Origin of the sequence: Wenyingzhuangia marina, assembly GCF_900130035.1 — a bacterium.
Taxonomy (GTDB): Bacteria; Bacteroidota; Bacteroidia; order Flavobacteriales; family Flavobacteriaceae; genus Wenyingzhuangia; species Wenyingzhuangia marina.
Map to the genome: position 1 here is coordinate 381,906 of NZ_FQXQ01000001.1, position 17,150 is coordinate 399,055.

At 31.0% G+C, this 17,150-nt stretch carries 12 protein-coding genes; 4 read left to right on the top strand and 8 right to left on the bottom strand.

Annotated elements, in window-relative coordinates:
• Positions 1-84: 84 nt before the first annotated feature.
• Complete coding sequence (locus BUB70_RS01620) at positions 85-1,860, top strand: 1-deoxy-D-xylulose-5-phosphate synthase (RefSeq protein WP_073117940.1); 1,776 nt, start codon at positions 85-87, stop codon at positions 1,858-1,860.
• A gap of 41 nt (positions 1,861-1,901) precedes the next feature.
• Positions 1,902-2,966 carry a DUF3078 domain-containing protein gene (locus BUB70_RS01625; protein ID WP_159431403.1) on the top strand — a complete coding sequence of 355 codons (1,065 nt, stop codon included), beginning with the start codon at positions 1,902-1,904 and terminating at the stop codon, positions 2,964-2,966.
• Here the strand turns inward: BUB70_RS01625 and BUB70_RS01630 are convergent, their stop codons facing one another.
• From BUB70_RS01630 to BUB70_RS01640, 3 genes are read right to left on the bottom strand one after another with little or no spacing between them, the layout of a single operon-like run.
• Positions 2,967-4,310 (bottom strand): deoxyguanosinetriphosphate triphosphohydrolase, encoded by a 1,344-nt coding sequence (locus BUB70_RS01630; protein ID WP_073117941.1) that lies wholly within the window; start codon positions 4,308-4,310, stop codon positions 2,967-2,969.
• Between the two features lie 2 nt (positions 4,311-4,312).
• On the bottom strand, positions 4,313-5,995 hold the full coding sequence (locus BUB70_RS01635; RefSeq protein WP_143155217.1) for a TonB-dependent receptor: 1,683 nt from the start codon (positions 5,993-5,995) through the stop codon (positions 4,313-4,315).
• Position 5,996: 1 nt separating this feature from the next.
• The gene (locus tag BUB70_RS01640; protein ID WP_084730133.1) at positions 5,997-9,056 is read right to left on the bottom strand and encodes a tetratricopeptide repeat protein; all 3,060 of its coding nucleotides are present in this window, start codon (positions 9,054-9,056) and stop codon (positions 5,997-5,999) included.
• A 478-nt stretch (positions 9,057-9,534) separates the two neighbouring features.
• On the opposite strand from BUB70_RS01640, the gene BUB70_RS01645 reads away from it, so the two are divergent.
• Positions 9,535-10,215 (top strand): cell division ATP-binding protein FtsE, encoded by a 681-nt coding sequence (locus BUB70_RS01645; protein WP_073117944.1) that lies wholly within the window; start codon positions 9,535-9,537, stop codon positions 10,213-10,215.
• On the opposite strand, the gene BUB70_RS01650 is transcribed toward BUB70_RS01645, so the two are convergent.
• The 5 genes from BUB70_RS01650 to dnaG form a co-directional block, all read right to left on the bottom strand.
• Entirely contained in the window at positions 10,216-11,325 is a 1,110-nt protein-coding gene (locus BUB70_RS01650) for a glycosyltransferase (protein WP_073117945.1), read from the bottom strand.
• A gap of 10 nt (positions 11,326-11,335) precedes the next feature.
• Entirely contained in the window at positions 11,336-12,622 is a 1,287-nt protein-coding gene (locus BUB70_RS01655) for a polysaccharide deacetylase family protein (protein ID WP_084730134.1), read from the bottom strand.
• Positions 12,622-13,731: a glycosyltransferase gene (locus tag BUB70_RS01660; RefSeq protein WP_084730135.1), complete on the bottom strand. Its 1,110-nt coding sequence runs from the start codon at positions 13,729-13,731 to the stop codon at positions 12,622-12,624. The genes BUB70_RS01655 and BUB70_RS01660 overlap by 1 nt, the downstream gene beginning before the upstream one ends.
• A gap of 57 nt (positions 13,732-13,788) precedes the next feature.
• Positions 13,789-14,307: a mechanosensitive ion channel domain-containing protein gene (locus tag BUB70_RS01665; protein WP_073117948.1), complete on the bottom strand. Its 519-nt coding sequence runs from the start codon at positions 14,305-14,307 to the stop codon at positions 13,789-13,791.
• Between the two features lie 72 nt (positions 14,308-14,379).
• Entirely contained in the window at positions 14,380-16,467 is a 2,088-nt protein-coding gene (dnaG, locus tag BUB70_RS01670; RefSeq protein ID WP_073118568.1) for a DNA primase, read from the bottom strand.
• 236 nt (positions 16,468-16,703) lie between these two features.
• On the opposite strand from dnaG, the gene BUB70_RS01675 reads away from it, so the two are divergent.
• A complete protein-coding gene (locus BUB70_RS01675; RefSeq protein WP_073117949.1) occupies positions 16,704-17,135 on the top strand; it encodes a VOC family protein in 432 nt (143 codons plus the stop codon).
• The last annotated feature ends 15 nt before the right edge of the window (positions 17,136-17,150 follow it).

Genomic DNA, 17,150 nt, shown 5'->3' on the forward strand with positions numbered 1-17,150 from the left:
TTCCGTAAATGTTTTAAAAAAACTAAAACTACTTTATTGAACGATAATTTGCAAGGACAAATCTCAAAATCGTAATTTTGTGCCGTGAAAAATATTCTTAATACCATTAACACTCCCAAAGACCTAAAAAATCTTTCCATTGATGAACTACAACAGCTAGCTCATGAATTAAGAGCGTTTATTATTAACATCGTAGCGACCAAAGAAGGTCATTTAGGAGCTAGCCTTGGTGTGGTAGAGTTAACCATTGCCATTCACTATATTTTTAACACGCCTAAAGATAAATTAATTTGGGATGTAGGTCATCAAGCCTACGGACATAAAATTTTAACCGGGAGACGAACTATTTTTGACACCAACAGAAGATTAAACGGAATTTCTGGATTTCCAAATATTTTTGAAAGTGAATATGATGCTTTTGGAACGGGACATTCCTCTACTTCTATTTCTGCAGCCTTAGGAATGGCCATGGCAGCAAAAATTCAAGGAGACACAAAACAGCAACACATTGCTGTTATTGGTGATGCTTCCATTGCCTCTGGGATGGCTTTTGAAGCGTTGAATCATGCTGGAGTAACCAATGCTAATTTACTAGTCATTTTAAACGATAACGCCATTGGAATAGACCCAAGTATTGGAGCGTTAAAAGATTATCTTACTCAAACCAAAAACGGAAAAGAACTTAACCGAGACAATATTTTTGAAGCCTTAAACTTTGATTATTCTGGTCCCATTGATGGACACGATTTACCAAAAGTTATTAGCGAATTAAAAAGATTACAAAACGTTGAAGGCCCTAAGTTTTTACATATTGTAACTACCAAAGGGAAAGGATTAAAAAAAGCAGAAGAAGATCAAATTACTTATCATGCTCCTGGAAAATTTAATGCTGAAACTGGAGATAGAATTAAATCTACAGATCATATTACACCTCCAAAATATCAAGATATTTTTGGACACACTATTATAGAACTTGCTAAAAAGAATCCTAAAATTGTTGGAATTACTCCGGCCATGCCTACAGGGAGTTCTTTAAAATATATGATTGCAGAAATGCCCGAAAGAGCTTTTGATGTAGGCATTGCAGAACAACATGCTGTAACCTTAGCGGCTGGAATGGCCAAACAAGGATTGGTTCCTTTCTGTAATATTTACTCTACCTTTTTACAAAGAGCCTATGATCAGGTTATTCATGATGTTGCCATTCAAAAACTTCCAGTTATTTTTTGTTTAGACAGAGCTGGATTGGTAGGAAACGACGGTGCTACACATCACGGAATATTTGATATTGCTTATTTACGTTGCATTCCAAACATGATTCTTTACGCTCCAATGAACGAGATAGATTTAAGAAACATTATGTACACCGCTCAAAAAGGATTAAGCACTCCTATTGCCATTCGCTATCCTAGAGGACTCAGTGAAAATGTTGATTGGAAACAGCCTTTTAATGATATTCTTATAGGTAAAGGACGTATGTTAAAAGAGGGAAATAGTACTGCGGTTTTAAGTATTGGTACTATAGGGAATATCGTTAACTTTGCCATCTGTCAATTTGATGAAGAAGGAAGAGATAAGGTTGGACATTACAATATGCAGTTTATTAAACCGTTAGATGATAAACTACTGCATAAAATTTTTTCAAGTTACAAAACCATTATTACTTACGAAGATGGAAGTATTCAAGGAGGTTTTGGTTCAGCCATTTTAGAGTTTGCAGCACAACATAATTATCATCAAAAAATAATGATCAAAGGAGTTCCAGACAACTTTATTGAACACGGAAAAACACAAGAATTAAAAGCAATTGTAAATATTGACGAAGCATCAATATTTAATACAATTTTATCAACTTTATAATGGCATATTTTTTGACACATTCATATGATAAAAAAAAATATATGGGTCGTTTATTAATGATTCTAATCTTCTGTATTTATAGTAATTACAGCCATGCTTCGGTAACTCACATGGACACTATTCCTACGCCAGAAAGTATCGCCAAACTAAAAGCTAAAATCAACAGGGTTTTTCATAAAACAGAAAGTGATACTATTTCCTATAAAAGTGCTATTAAAAAGGATAGTATCAATACTATTTTAAAAGAAAGTGTTAAACCTAATTATTGGACTTTTACCAACAAACCTGGACTTTTACTTACTCAAACATCATTTGTAAATTGGACCAAAGGAGGAAATAATAGCGTTGCAGGAATCACTTCTTTTAAAGGAGATTATGATTATAAAAAAGGAAGACTATATTGGTCCAACGATGTAACCCTAAAGTATGGTTTAAGCAAAGAGAACGGAAATGAACACTCTAGAAAAACCGATGATGTAATCGATTTAAAATCCTCATTCAGTTACAAGTCTAGTATTGAATCTAAGTGGTATTACTCAGGAGAATTTAACTTAACTACACAGTTCTTTAGAGGTTATAAAGGAAATGATAGAGAAAATGTAATTTCTAGCTTTTTTGCACCTGCGCGTATGCGTGTTGGGGTTGGGGGACTTTATACGGACAATGATAATCTTTTTAAACTCCACATTTCACCACTAACCAATCAGGTAACTTTTGTACTGAACCAAAAATTAGCTGACAAAGGAGCTTTTGGGGTTACTCCTGCTGTGAAAGATGCCGATGGAAATATTATTAAAAAAGGAGAAAACATATACTCTGAACTTGGTGCTTTGGTTCGTTTAGAATACAAAACCACCATTATGGAGAACATGAATTTTAACCTTAAAAGTTCTTTTTACTCTGATTATATTGATAAGTTTGGAAACGTGGATACTGAAATTGAACTGAATGTTGACATGAAAGTAAACCAATACATTCAAGCCAAAATAGGATCGCATCTTTTATATGATGATGATTCTAAAATCATAGAATCGGACGGAACACAAACAGGTCCAAAAGTACAGCTAAAACAAATTTTAGGAGTTGGGGTAACTTATGTTTTTTAATTAAGACATCATGACTCCGCTTATTTTTTTGTGAACCAAAATGGCATAACTGTCAGACATTCCTGCTACATAAGAACAAACACTCATAATACGTACGTACAAACTTTCTGATTGGTTTTTAAACTCCTGTGGCAACATCATTATAGTTAATTGATCGTAATTAGAAGCTTTTCCTAGGTAAGAATTGTTCACTGCATTGATGAAAACTTCTAACAAATCTGAAATAATTTTATATCCCGCCACTTCTTTTTCTATCACACTTCTGCTGTGATAAATTTTATCAACACTTAATTTGATAATGTCATTAATTTGAGCCTCGTATTTACATCTATCTAACAATGATTTCTCAAAAGTTCCGTTTAAAATACTCTCTTCATTTTCTATAAAAATTTTAACAGCTTCACCAATTAAACTATTTATAGCCAAAGCTCTTAAATAACTTACCCTATCTTTTTTAAGTTGTAAAGAATGATATTTTTTAATATCAATTTTGTCCTGTACCAACTTAATCATGTATTCTAAAGCAAACTCTTCATCAACCAACCCAAGATTAATTCCGTCTTCAAAATCAATAATGGTGTAACAAATATCATCTGCAGCTTCTACCAAATAAGCCAAAGGGTGACGATAATAAGCTACATCATTTCCTGTTCGCATGATTTTTAAACCTAAGGTCTCGGCAACATCCACAAACTTGTCTTTTTCAGACTGAAAGAATCCAAACTTTTTATCTACAATATGCTTGGTGGCTTTTTTAGGCAACGATTCTTTAGGATATTTCATAAAGGCTCCCAAAGTGGCGTATGACAATCTTAATCCGTCTTTTACCCCTAAACCGTCTTGAGTTAAAATTTTAAATCCGTTGGCATTTCCTTCAAAATCAATTAAATCTTGCCATTCTTTCTCTGATAATTCAGCTTTAAACTTTTGTCCGTTCCCTGAATTAAAATATTCTCCAATAGACTTTTCTCCACTGTGTCCAAAAGGCGGATTTCCAATATCGTGAGACAAGGCAGCAGCAGCTACAATGGCTCCAAAATCATTAAAAGTATAACCAAGTTCTTTTAAATACGGATGTTTTTCTAACAATTGTTTCCCTACAATTCTACCCAAAGAACGCCCTACTACAGAAACTTCCATACTGTGTGTTAATCTTGTATGTACAAAATCAGTATCAGACAAAGGAATTACTTGGGTTTTGTCTTGTAAACTTCTAAATGCTGATGAAAAAACAATTCTATCAAAATCTACTTCAAAACCTAATCTGGTTTCATCTTGATCTTTTCTAAAACGTCCATCTTTATCGCCTGCTCTTTTAAGAGATAATAATTGTTCCCAGTGCATATTTAAAATTTATATGAAAGTCCAACTACAGCCTGTACTCCCTGAACTCCATAATTTCTATATAGCTCATATTTATTGCTTAACATGTTATACAAATTAACATGTGCGTTCAATCTTTGGTTGATGATGTACCCCATTTTAAGATTCATATCTAAAAAACCGTCTAGTTTTTTGGGTTGATTTGTGGTAGACAACGAGTATCTTCCATCAACAATATTAATTCCTAACTGAGAGAAAAACTTGTTCTGATGATAGTTTAAATAAGTCTCCATTTCTATTTCAGATAAGTTCCATGCTTTTTCCTCATTTTTAGGATCAAAAGAATTAAAGATTACATTTCCACCTGCTTTTACATATTTAGAGAAATCTACTTCTACATTTGCTTTGGCCGACAAAACATTGATATCATCGTACACTACATTAAAACTGTTCCCCATAGTAAAAGCCTGATCGATAGTAAAAGGTTGATTATTGTGAACAAACAAAGCTTGATTCTTCATTGTTTTATAATTTCCTTCAATACCATATCTAATACTTTTTGACAAAGCTCCATCTAACCCTAAAAACACATCCACAGGAGTGTGACTGGTTTCGATATTTAACGTTGGTGAAACAAATGGATTTTCTGAAGCCAAACTAGCATAAGAATTTTGAGTCATTTTACTTCTAATTCCTCCATGTAAATTCATAATATCTTGGACCAAAATAACATCTGCTTGTACTTTTGGCAAAAACAAAAAGTCTGTTTTAGAAACTTCTTTATTGTTATTAATAAACAATCCTAACGCTGTAGTTAATCTAAAAACATCTGTTTTATAAGTATAAGATGGTGTTACCCCAATATTTAAAAAACTGTAGTTAATGTTATCTACACTTCCATAACTCTGATTAAAACTTCCGTTTAAATACTGAAAATCAACCTTAGCTTTGATGATGTCGCCAAATAAATTTGGATTCAATTCTGTTCCTAATTTTATGTTGACTTCTGAACTACTAAAATCATCAGAAAAAAACTGAAGCGATGGCGTTAAAGTCTTTACAAAGGTATCTTTATAATCAATAGTTCCGGAAAATTTTAAATCTTTATAAGATTGTTGCACATTTTGATCTTGATAAGATGACGATGGAATATTCGCATCTAAACCATACCAATGCACCAAATTGTTTTGATAATCTACATCCGCTCTCCAATCTAACTTTTTCCCTTTTTTGGTTAAAAACAAACCTAAATCTACTTTCCACTGACCGTTATCAACCTTTTTATTATCAATTCCGTTTTGTGAATTATAGCTCGTTAAACTTAAACCATATTCGTAATTCTTTTTGGTTTTTTGAGGTTGAATTAATAACTCAAACTCTCCGTTACCATAAAAACCTGCTGCACCATAAATATAATTGTAATAATTGGTCGGCTTAGAATCATCAATATTTACGTACACTACTTTTTTAGCAATGGGCACAAAATCCGATGGTACTCCTTTTGAATTTATTTGATAAGTTACTTGTTTTTTGGAAAAACTCTCCGCTTCATTTGGAGAAGTTTTTAGCTTAAAAACATCTGAAAGTGTTGGGTTAAATGAAAACTCCACCACTACATCTTCTTTTTTTATGTCTTCTTGTTCTTCTTGTGCATAAGTAGTTAACGCAGTTGCAAACAAGCTTAATAATATTAATTGTTTCTTCATCTTAAAATTCATTTACAGCTTCTAAAATCAATTCGTTTTCTTGTACTTTGTTTTTTTCAACTGCTGTTGTCGGTTCTTTTTCAGTAGCTTCTTCTCCTTTGTATTCTTTTAACAAGGTTTTGGCTTCTTGCAATACATCATTAAATTCTTTGGCGTTTTTAATCACATTGTTTAGAATAAAGTTTGCCTGAAAATCATCATTTAAAGCATGAAAATTTTTAGCCATTAACAACAATCCTTTTACTCCCCAATATTTATATCCTTGGAATTTACTAGCCAACAATTGTACTTGCTCATTAGATTTTACAAAAGATTTATCTTGATGTAACCACAGTGCTTTGTAATAATTTGCTTCTGCTTTTACGTTTCCTTTTCCAATAGTTTCTAATTTTTGGTAATAGGTTTTAGCTGTTGGATATTGTTTTAATTCTACCGAACTTCTTGCTCCGTATACATAAGCATCGGCTACTGCATCTTCAGAACTTTTATTGTTTTTTAAAACGACATCTGTATAAGCCAATGCTTGTTTATAATTTTCTTTTTGATAATAATACTTCATCAAATTACTTTGTGCATACACTTTACTTTGTGCATTTGTAGCCTCTTTTTCTATTCTTAACAACAACTCACTAGCCAAATCCCACTCTTCTTTCTCTAAATAAATTTGAGACAATTTGCTTAAAGCAACTTCGGTATATTCATTGGTATTTACCTTTAATAATTCTTTATATTCTGGAATGGCATTTTCTTTGGCATCGGTATTAAAATAAGCCTGAGCTAAATAAAAATGTGCCGTTAAAGCATGAATTCCATTTGGAAAATTGATTAAATATTTTTTACAACTAGAAATAGCTTCTTTTAATTCGTTGGCAAAATATTTACTCTCTGCAACCTCAAACATAGATTTGTCGATGTCTGCATCAGAAATATTCATAAACTCTAACTGAGTAGCCCATTTTGCATAAACCTCCACTTGATCCATATCTTTATAAACCTGTTCCGCCATCTTTACAGCCTGAACCGCTTCTGCAGTTCCAGGATAATCCGCTACCAATTGTCTTAACACTTTAACAGCTCCTTCGTTGTTGTTAGAGTTGAATAAAATAATTCCAGTTTTTAACTTGGCTTTACTTACTAAAGGACTTTTTGGAAACTTAAAAATTAAATCATCGTAAGCTGTCAAAGCCTCTTTATTCTGAGTCTTATTCGCAAATAAATTCCCTAATTCGTAATACGATTTATCTAAATAAGGAGAGATTTTAAACTGACCTTGTAAGGTCTTTAAGGTTTCTTTTTTCTGATCGTCTTTTCCTAAAAATCCGTAAGACAATGCTTTTTGATACATGGCATAATCCACTTGATTTTTATTCTCTTTAATAATCTTATTATAATTTTCTAAAGCACTCCAATAAGTTTTGTTCACAAAATGACAATCCGCAATACGCAATTCAGCATTTCTTTTCTTTGCATCATCATTGGCAACAGTAAGATATTTTTCAAAGTAGGTTAAAGCATTGTTGTACTTTTTTTGTTGAAATAAACTATAAGCCAAACCATACAATCCATCAGGATATTCTTTTATTGATTCTGATGCGGCATTCTTTACAAACATTTCATATTCATAAGCAGCATCTTTAAAATTGTACATTTCTGATAAACTTTCAGCCATCCAAAACAAAGCTCTTTGCTTGGTTTGTTTGTTGTTATACATATTGGCAGCTTTCCCAAAAACAGATAAAGCTTCTTTGTATTTACGAGCCGTAAACAATTCAAAACCTCTTTGTAACAATATTTCTTGATATTGCCCGTCTTTCACTAAACTTTGAGTATCATAATAATCAAGCGCTCCTTCATAGTCTTTAAACTGTAAATAAGCACTTACAATTAATCCTTCTATCAATTCAGAAGATGGTGCGTTTGGATATTGGTCTACAAACTCTTGTAAAACCTCAGAACTACTTTGATAAGGATTCCCGATTTCATAACTCAACTTGGCATAATTTAAAAAAGCATCTTGTTGAATTTCGGCATCAAATGTCATTTCTGATGCATTTTTAAAAGCATTTAAAGCTTGTGTTTTCTGATTTAATTTTAAATAACAATCTCCTAAATGATAATGTGCATTTTGCGAAACAGCACTTTTTTCATCGGTAATTTTGTTAAAATTTTCAATAGCTGAATGATAATCTTTTAGTTGATAATAAGCATATCCTAAAAAGTAATAATCAGCCTCAGACAATTTTCTATGTCTCCCTCTGTATTTAATTAAATAAGGAATGGCTTGTTTATAATTCTGTAAATAAAAATAACTTTCTCCTATAATTTTAGACAGTTCTGACTGCTCTAACAAACCATTTACTTCAGGATAATAAGCTTCTCCCAAATCAACCACTTGCTGATATTGTTTTTGATGATATAAAATCACCAATTCTTGATAAACAATTTCTTTTTGATATTTAGGACTGTCTTCAATAAAATTAAAATGATACAAAGCTGTGTCATAATCTTTGTTTTCCATGGCAATATTTCCCAAATAATAATGTGCTTCTTTTTGATAAGCCCCACTTTTAGAAATTGGAATTAAATATTGTTTTGCCTTGGTATAATTTTTCTGAGTGTAATTGGCAAACGCTAACTTGTAGTTATAATTATTTTCTTGTTCGTCTGTCAACAATTTAACATCCAATTTCTGAAACCAACCCAAAGCTTTTTGATGGTCTTTTCTTTGGAAATAATAATTAGACAAAGCCAAAATCAAATCTGTTTTCTGACTCGTAAACGGATTAGAAGCCAAATACTTTTCTGTTTCAGTTCCTGCATTAGGCTCATTCAACGCTAAATTGGTTAGCATTTGATATACTTGAACAGAAGATTCTTTATAATCTTCGAACACTACTTTCTGTAAATACTCTTTTGCTAAGGAGTATTCTTCTTTATCAAAAGCTAAGACTGCTTTGGAATACCACTTAACTGATGGGTTTTCTTTATAACTATTTTGAGCCATTAATGTCCCCGAGCTAAAGAGCACAACACTAACGATTCTCACAAATTGTTTCTTCATAAATTCTTTCTATTTATTCAAAGATTAAAATTAAATAATATACTTATCAATTAACGGAATTGAGTCTATTTTATTTGAAATCTTGTTTTTATTCTAGTGATTAACCGAGCCAAAAAACATAAATAAAACAACTAGTACACCCAAGTAAATCTACATTTCATAAACTCAATCAAGTTACTGATTTACAGTTTATTACGACACACTCCCACCTTATGAAAGAACAGGCATTTTAAAATGATGCTTTATAACTCTTAAAACTTATTATTTATGATTGATTTTTTAACAGTAAATACAGAAACAATAACTTATTTAATTAACAGTATCAGAGTAATTTGGGTAGTCATATCACTTGTCAAAAAAATTAAATTACTCATCACAAATAAAAACTTCAATAGATTAATATATGTTCTCATAAAGCATGTGTATATAATTTTAAGATTCATAGAATTTACATATGTTTGTATAAAACATCAACCCTATGTCTCAGCCTGTTTTATACTTAAAAAACGCCAATATTTTTCAAGACAATATTTTAATTCTTAAGAATTTAGACTTTGAAATTAACAAGGGGGAATTCTTCTATTTAATTGGAAAAACAGGAAGTGGAAAAAGTAGCTTGTTAAAAATACTTTATGGAGACTTGCCTTTAATTGACGGAGTTGGTGAAGTAGTTGAGTATGATTTACCTAGCTTAAAAGAAAAACAAATTCCTTTTTTAAGACGTAAAATTGGAATTGTTTTTCAGGATTTTAAATTATTAAATGACAGAAGTATTAACGACAACTTGCTATTTGTTTTAAAAGCCACAGGCTGGAAAGACAAAGACAAAATGCATAGTAAAATAAACGAAGTTTTAACCAAAGTTGGTTTGCAAGACAAAGGTTATAAAATGCCTTTTCAACTTTCTGGAGGAGAACAACAAAGAATTGCCATTGCTAGAGCATTGTTAAACGATCCGGAATTAATTATTGCCGATGAGCCAACAGGGAATTTAGATCCAAAAACTTCTATGGAGGTGATGGAATTGCTAAATCAGATTCACAAAAGTGGAAAAACCATTTTAATGGCAACTCACGATTATTCTTTAATTTTAAAATATCCTCAGCGTACTTTTAAGGTTGAAAACGGAGAAGTTTTTGAAGTAGTGCACCAGCAGTAACTAATCTAATAAATCAATTATTTTCTGAGCATTTAATTTTACATCGAAAGACTTAAGTAATTCTTTTCTCTTACTTCTATCCTCATCTGTAAATAGAGTATTCATTAATTCTTTTAATTGATGTTTAATCTCTTCTGTTGAATTTGCTATCACACATAATTCTTCTAAGCCTGTTCCATCTACCATCATCTCATTCGTTAATACTATACGGCTTTTCACCAAAGTATTGATTAATTTTAACTTGATTCCTGTAGGTTGATATGTAAATAATAAATTTACTTTGGCTTTTGTTAATAGTACTTCTAAATCATTCTCGTTTTCAAGAAAATCTATGGTAACATTCTCATATAACTCACAAGCTTTTATAATTAAATCACATTTATAACTAGCAGCAATAACCAGCCTATAAGCAGTATTTTTCACAACCTCAATAGCCTGTAAAGCTGATTTAACATTATCACTAACTCTTAAATCTCCATGCCAAAGAATAAAATTTTCTTCTGGAAGAAATTCAGTAAATTCCATGTTTGTAAAAACAGGTATATACACAGTTTTACTTCCATATAGCCTATAAAAATAATCTTGTTCTACCGGAGAAATACTTAAAATATAAGTTGTCTTTTTTAAAACAGATTGATATTTCTTTAACTTTAAAGACTCTAATTTAAAAAATGATTTTTTCCAGAAATTGGCTTCAGTCTTGACCAATCCACGATAATATTCATGCTCAATATTATGTGTTCTTACTAGTAAAAATCTATCATTTAGTTTATTGTTATAAATCAACTCAGTAGTATGCAACCCTTCAAAAAGGATAGGAAAATCATCTTGTAACAAACGTTTTTCTAACTGTTCATTACACCTAGTTTTAGTTATAAATGGCAACCTAGAAACCAATGCCCTTTTATGAACCTCTCTCTTATAATAAAATACCTGCTCACAATATTTTTTTAATTCTTCTTGCTCTCCCCTACCATATTCAAATAAGTGTAGAATAATATTTACTCCAATACTATGCAATGCTTTTATTTTATAAAAAACATCAATTACTCCTCCATAGTTTGGCGGATAAGGTACATCAAAAGATACTATGTGAATTTTTTTATGCATGTAATTTTACTCAATTCCTCATTAAAGTTAACATTTCCTCATACACTTTTCGCCAACATTTCCAAATATCTGTTTCTGACAAAGAAGAATTATGCCAAAGCGAAACAAACAAACCGTTAACATTATTTACCTCCTCTATTAAACTTTTTATTTCTTGAATTCCCTCTTTTGGGCTTAACTTTAAATACTGATTTAATGTTCCATCCATCACCTGAAAAGGCACTATCCACAAAGGCCTTTGCTCTTCTTTTTCTAAATTATAAAATGGAAAAACATTACAAACTCCAGCTCTAAAACCAACCTGAGAAGCAAAGCCCATAGTATAATCTACTTTAATTCCATTGTTGATTAAGTTTTCGTAAGTTAATGGAAAACTCATTTTTAAAAAATGTTGACGACTAAGTGTTACTTCATCATCTAGAATTTTCTCTAACCTCTTTATTTCCTTAGCTACTTTTTCTAGTTTTTGATTAGATTGATAAGAAGGATGAATTCCTATTTTGTGTTGTTTACTCAGTTTTAAAATCAACTTTTTTAATCCTTTTTTTGAAGGATGAATATTCTTATCAAATTCAGCATAATCTCCTAGCAAAAAGAAATACTGAGTGTTAATGTTTTCAGATTTTTTTGCAATAAAATCATAAGTATCAAAAGGATCTTTTTTAGAAGTTAAGTAACTCTTTCTCAAGCCTATTTCTTCTTTATTTCTTTGTATAATAGCTTTTGAAAAACCACCTATAAAACGAAAAGAACCTTTTGCCTTATAAGCATATGCAATATCAATATCTAAGGTATTTAAAAAGCTAGTTTTCTTTTTGGGAAAAGATAAATTAGGAGATATTTCTTGTAATTTATTTTGCAAAAAAATTGCCCATAAATTCACTACTGGCTTTTTTAAAAAGCCTTGTTTAAAAGCCAAACTTTTTTCAGCAGAAAAACGTCCATGAGCATCAGGCTTAAAAGACAAATATTCCTCATACCTCACAACCATGTAAAAAGTAGAAGCAAAAATATCATATGGAATCTCTCCATTTGTTTTAAAAAAAAATGGCAGTTCATCTACCCAGTCTACTTGAATGTTTTGCTCTTGAATACTTTTTTCAAACAGCAATTTTGAAGGAGCGATTTGTAAAGCATTATCAATATTTTTTTCAGAGTAATTTACTTTAGACTTGACTGATGCTTCAAAATCATGTTGATTACTTGTCAAATCATAATCAACCCCTATCACATACTTAAACAGTACGTTTAAAGTGTAAATCAATCTAGAAGATATAACTTCTGAATAAATTATCATCATAAAAACTTGCTATAAACCTGCTTAATAACTTCTGATTCTTTTTCCCAATTATATTTTTGAGCTGCTGCTTTTAAATTATTTTTCCAAACTTCATAATCAGGGGAATCCAACATCTCCATTACTTTTTTTGCCATTTTTTTGGGGTTATGATGTGAAATAACTTCTCCTATATTTTCATCATTCACCAACTTAGCTACCACCCTACGATTAGAAACCAACAAAGGTGTCTCTGCTTGAATATAATCAAATACCTTATTAGGCAGACTATACTCGTAATTTAAATTGGTATTTTTATCTAAAGACAAACCAATATCAGCAATTTTAGTATAAGTCATTAACTCATCATAAGGCCTTCTTCCCAGCAAAAAAACTTTGTTTTGTAATTGATATTTATCTACTATTTTTTGAAGTAATGGAAAAACATCTCCACTACCAATAATATACAAAACTGCTCCATCTACATAACGCATCATTTCTACAGCTTCCTCTCCACCTCTATCAATATTAATTCCTGCTCCTTGTAAAATCAGCATTTTAGAATCTCCTTTTACTTTTTGCACAAAATCTTCTTCAATACTTGTAAAATGATATCTTGGGGCAATATTTCTTAAGACCTTTATGGGCACTTTATATTTATTATAATAAATATCTGCAATCAGTTGATTAACCGTAAACACATCTTTTAACTTAGGAAAAATAAATTGTTCTATGGCTAACCAAACCTTTTGAACTTTTGGTCTATGAATTAATTCTGGAACCTCAGTAAACAATTCGTGACTATCATAAACAATAGGCTTGTTGGTTATTTTTGAAACTAAAAAATTAGACAATAATGTATCTAAATCATTCGAAAGCAGCACCTCTTTTTTAGTAAAAAGTAAGAACCAAAACAATCTAAAATTATATTCTGCATAAAACAACGGTCCTCTATTAAATAAAAGTTTTATTCTAGTTGTTCTATAATTTCTATCAATAGGTAAACTATTTTTTAGTTTTCTACCTATTAAATGAATACTAAAACCCATTTCTTGCAACGTGATACAAACTTTATGCACACGTTGATCTATAACTAAATCATTGGTAACAGAAACAACTATTGTTTTCAAAAAAATATTTTAGCGAAATATACTAAAATTAATATACTAGCAATTCAGTTTAAAGAACTAAAGAGATCCTTTTTTATCTTCTAAAATTTCAATCCCCTTTTGCATAATTAAAGAATTAGGAAACGTAATGGTTTCTCCTTTATCTGTCTCAATAAAAAAATAAAAACCAGTTATATCTTTTACCTCCCCTGTTAACTCAAAATCTTTGTCTAAAATTCTAATCCTACTTCCTATTCTTACTGGGTGATTAAAAAACAAAATAACACTAGCTGTTAAATTTGACAATAGAGACCATTGAGCAAAAAAACCAACACCTAAAACAGCTAAAGTAGAAGATACAAAGATGGAAAGTTGGTTAGAATCTACTCCCCAAATAATTGCGAAAATAGCTCCGAAAATCGCATAAATCACTAAATAACTTAAAACGACAATAATTTTTCGTCTGTTAGCATCTATTGATTTCACAAATGTAAATTTATGAATGGCATTTTTTATAAAAAAAATAACCGCCATCATTAAAACACCCGCTATAATACTTAATAATATCTCTTTCTTAAGAATAATATGAGAATCCATTTTTATATTTTTTACTACAGTAAAGATATACCAAAAAAGAAAAATTTAATTAGCTATTTTATAATTAATAAATTAGAGAACTCGATGTAATTTATCAAACAACAATGTCTTTAATTGAGTGTAATTCATCACATCTTGCAAAGCTTCTACTCTCTTTTCTTCATCAGCAACCTCCTGCATTAACTCCTTCACTTTCAACTCAATTAAAACCCTTCTTAAATTTAAAATTGCATCTTGAACCAATTTTTGTAGCACATCTGTTTTCTGGGCAACTTCAATTTCTTTTGATGCCCAATCACTTAATATATAACGCTCATCATCCATTAAAATATTTGTGACTTCACTAGCAATTTCTGAATCTTCGTGACTTGTTAATCGTTCTACTGCTAACTTTTCCTGTTGATTGATTTGATAACTAATTTCTTTATAAATCTTTAAGAATAAAGGATTGGTAAACTCAATTTCATCATCTTGTAACTGTAAATACAATTCATGGGCAACCGTATTGGTATACTCTTCTTTTACCATCACAACTTTTCCTCTGCTATCATGATCTTCAATCCAATCTATAAAATTTACCTCATGATTTCCATATAATAATAAAATCTGAATGATTTCACGTTCATATAAATCCAGAGTATTAATTCCTTTTGGAGCCAACAGAGCTCCTGGTTTAGATTTTCCACTTTGAACAGCATTAGTACTACTCTCTTGAGACATCATCATTTCCTGAAAAGCAGCATCATCTGGCATATCATTTCCAGAAGAAGTATTTTGAACAGGCTTAGCTCTATTCGAAGAAGAAGCAATGGTCATTCTAGGAGTTGTGCTAGGCTTTCTCTCTGTATCTCTAGCCTGCTTGTCTAACATTTGAGCCAACTCATTAAACAAAACCGTTTCTGAAATTTCCATCATTCTGGAACACTCCTGAATATAAACTTCTTGTTTAATACTATCTGGAATCTTAGAAATACTCATCACAATATCACGAATCAATCCTGCTTTTTTAATAGGATCGTTCTGCGCTTCTTCTAATAAAAGAGATACTTTAAAACTGATAAAATCTTGTTGATTGTTTTCTAAATACTCTTTTAATTCCGCCGTTGTTTTTTTCTTAGCAAAAGAATCGGGGTCATCTCCATCAGGAAACGTAACCACTTTTACATTCATTCCTTGCTCAAGAATTAAATCAATACCACGAACCGAAGCTCGTAATCCTGCAGCATCACCATCAAAAAGCACGGTCATATTTGGCGTTAACCTTTTTACCAAACGAATTTGATCTGGTGTTAAAGCGGTTCCTGAAGAAGCCACCACGTTGGTAATTCCACTTTGATACATGGAAATTACATCTGTATATCCTTCTACCAAATAACAATTATCTTCTTTCGATATTGTTTTCTTAGCTTGGTATATTCCATATAAGATTTTACTCTTATGATAAATTTCACTCTCTGGAGAGTTTAAATATTTAGCCGCTTTTTTATCATTGGTTAAAATTCTACCTCCAAACCCCAGCACACGACCACTCATGCTGTGAATTGGAAACATCACACGACCTTTAAATCGATCGAACTGTTTTCCTCCTTCTTTTACAATAGTTAGACCTGTGCTTTCCAAATATTGTAAATCGTATCCATCTTTTAAAGCCGAATCTGTAAAAGCCGTCCATTCATCTAAACAATATCCAAGCTGAAACGTCTCAATCATTTCATTGGTAAAACCACGTTCTTTAAAATAACTCAACCCAATAGCCTTTACTTTTTGGGTATTGAGCATGGTTTTATGAAAATAATCTTGCGCATATTTAGAAACCAAGTACATACTTTCACGTTCATCTGCCGCTTCTTTCTGTTCGTCAGATTGTTCAGTTTCTTCTATAATAATATTATACTTATTCGCTAAATAACGAATGGCTTCTGGATATGAATAATGCTCATGTTCCATAAGGAAGGAAATAGCATTTCCTCCTTTACCTGTACTAAAATCTTTCCAAATTCCTTTTACTGGAGACACCATAAAAGAAGGTGATTTTTCATCTACAAAGGGAGAAAGTCCTTTGTAGCTACTTCCAGATTTTTTTAAAGTCACAAATTCCCCTATCACCTCCTCTACTCGAGCAGTTTCAAAAACACGATCTATGGTTTCTCTTGAAATCAATTTACTTTCATTTTTATACAAATATAGGTATAGAATTCCATCATACACAAAAAACAAAATATGATGATTTGAAAGCATTATCACAGGACTCAAATAAAACAAACAACACACTAAAAACCAACTAACTAAACCCTAAAAAATCAATTGTTTTTGACAATAAAAAACTTATTTTTATCATTTAGTCAAACACTTTAAAAACATAACATACTTATTTCATAAACTTAAAACCTTATAAAATGGCAACAGTAAACACCTATTTAAATTTTAATGGAAATTGTGAAGAAGCTTTTAATTTTTATAAATCCATATTTGGCGGAGAATTCAACTACGTTGGAAGATTTAGCGAAATGCCTGAAGGCGGTGGTTTTGAAGTACCGGAATCTTTTAAAAACAAAATTATGCATATTGGTTTGTCTATTGGAAACACACTTTTAATGGGTAGTGACACTATTGAAGGTGATTGGGCTCCTCCTTTTGTTCAAGGAAATAATTTTTCTATTTCAATTCACACTGAAAGTAAAGAAGAAGCAGACAAATTATTTCAGAGTCTATCTGTTGGAGGTCAAATAACCATGCCTATGGATAATACTTTCTGGGGAGATTATTTTGGAATGTTTACTGATAAATTTGGAATCAATTGGATGGTAAATTTTGCTTTGAAAGAATAATCATCCTTTTAAAAT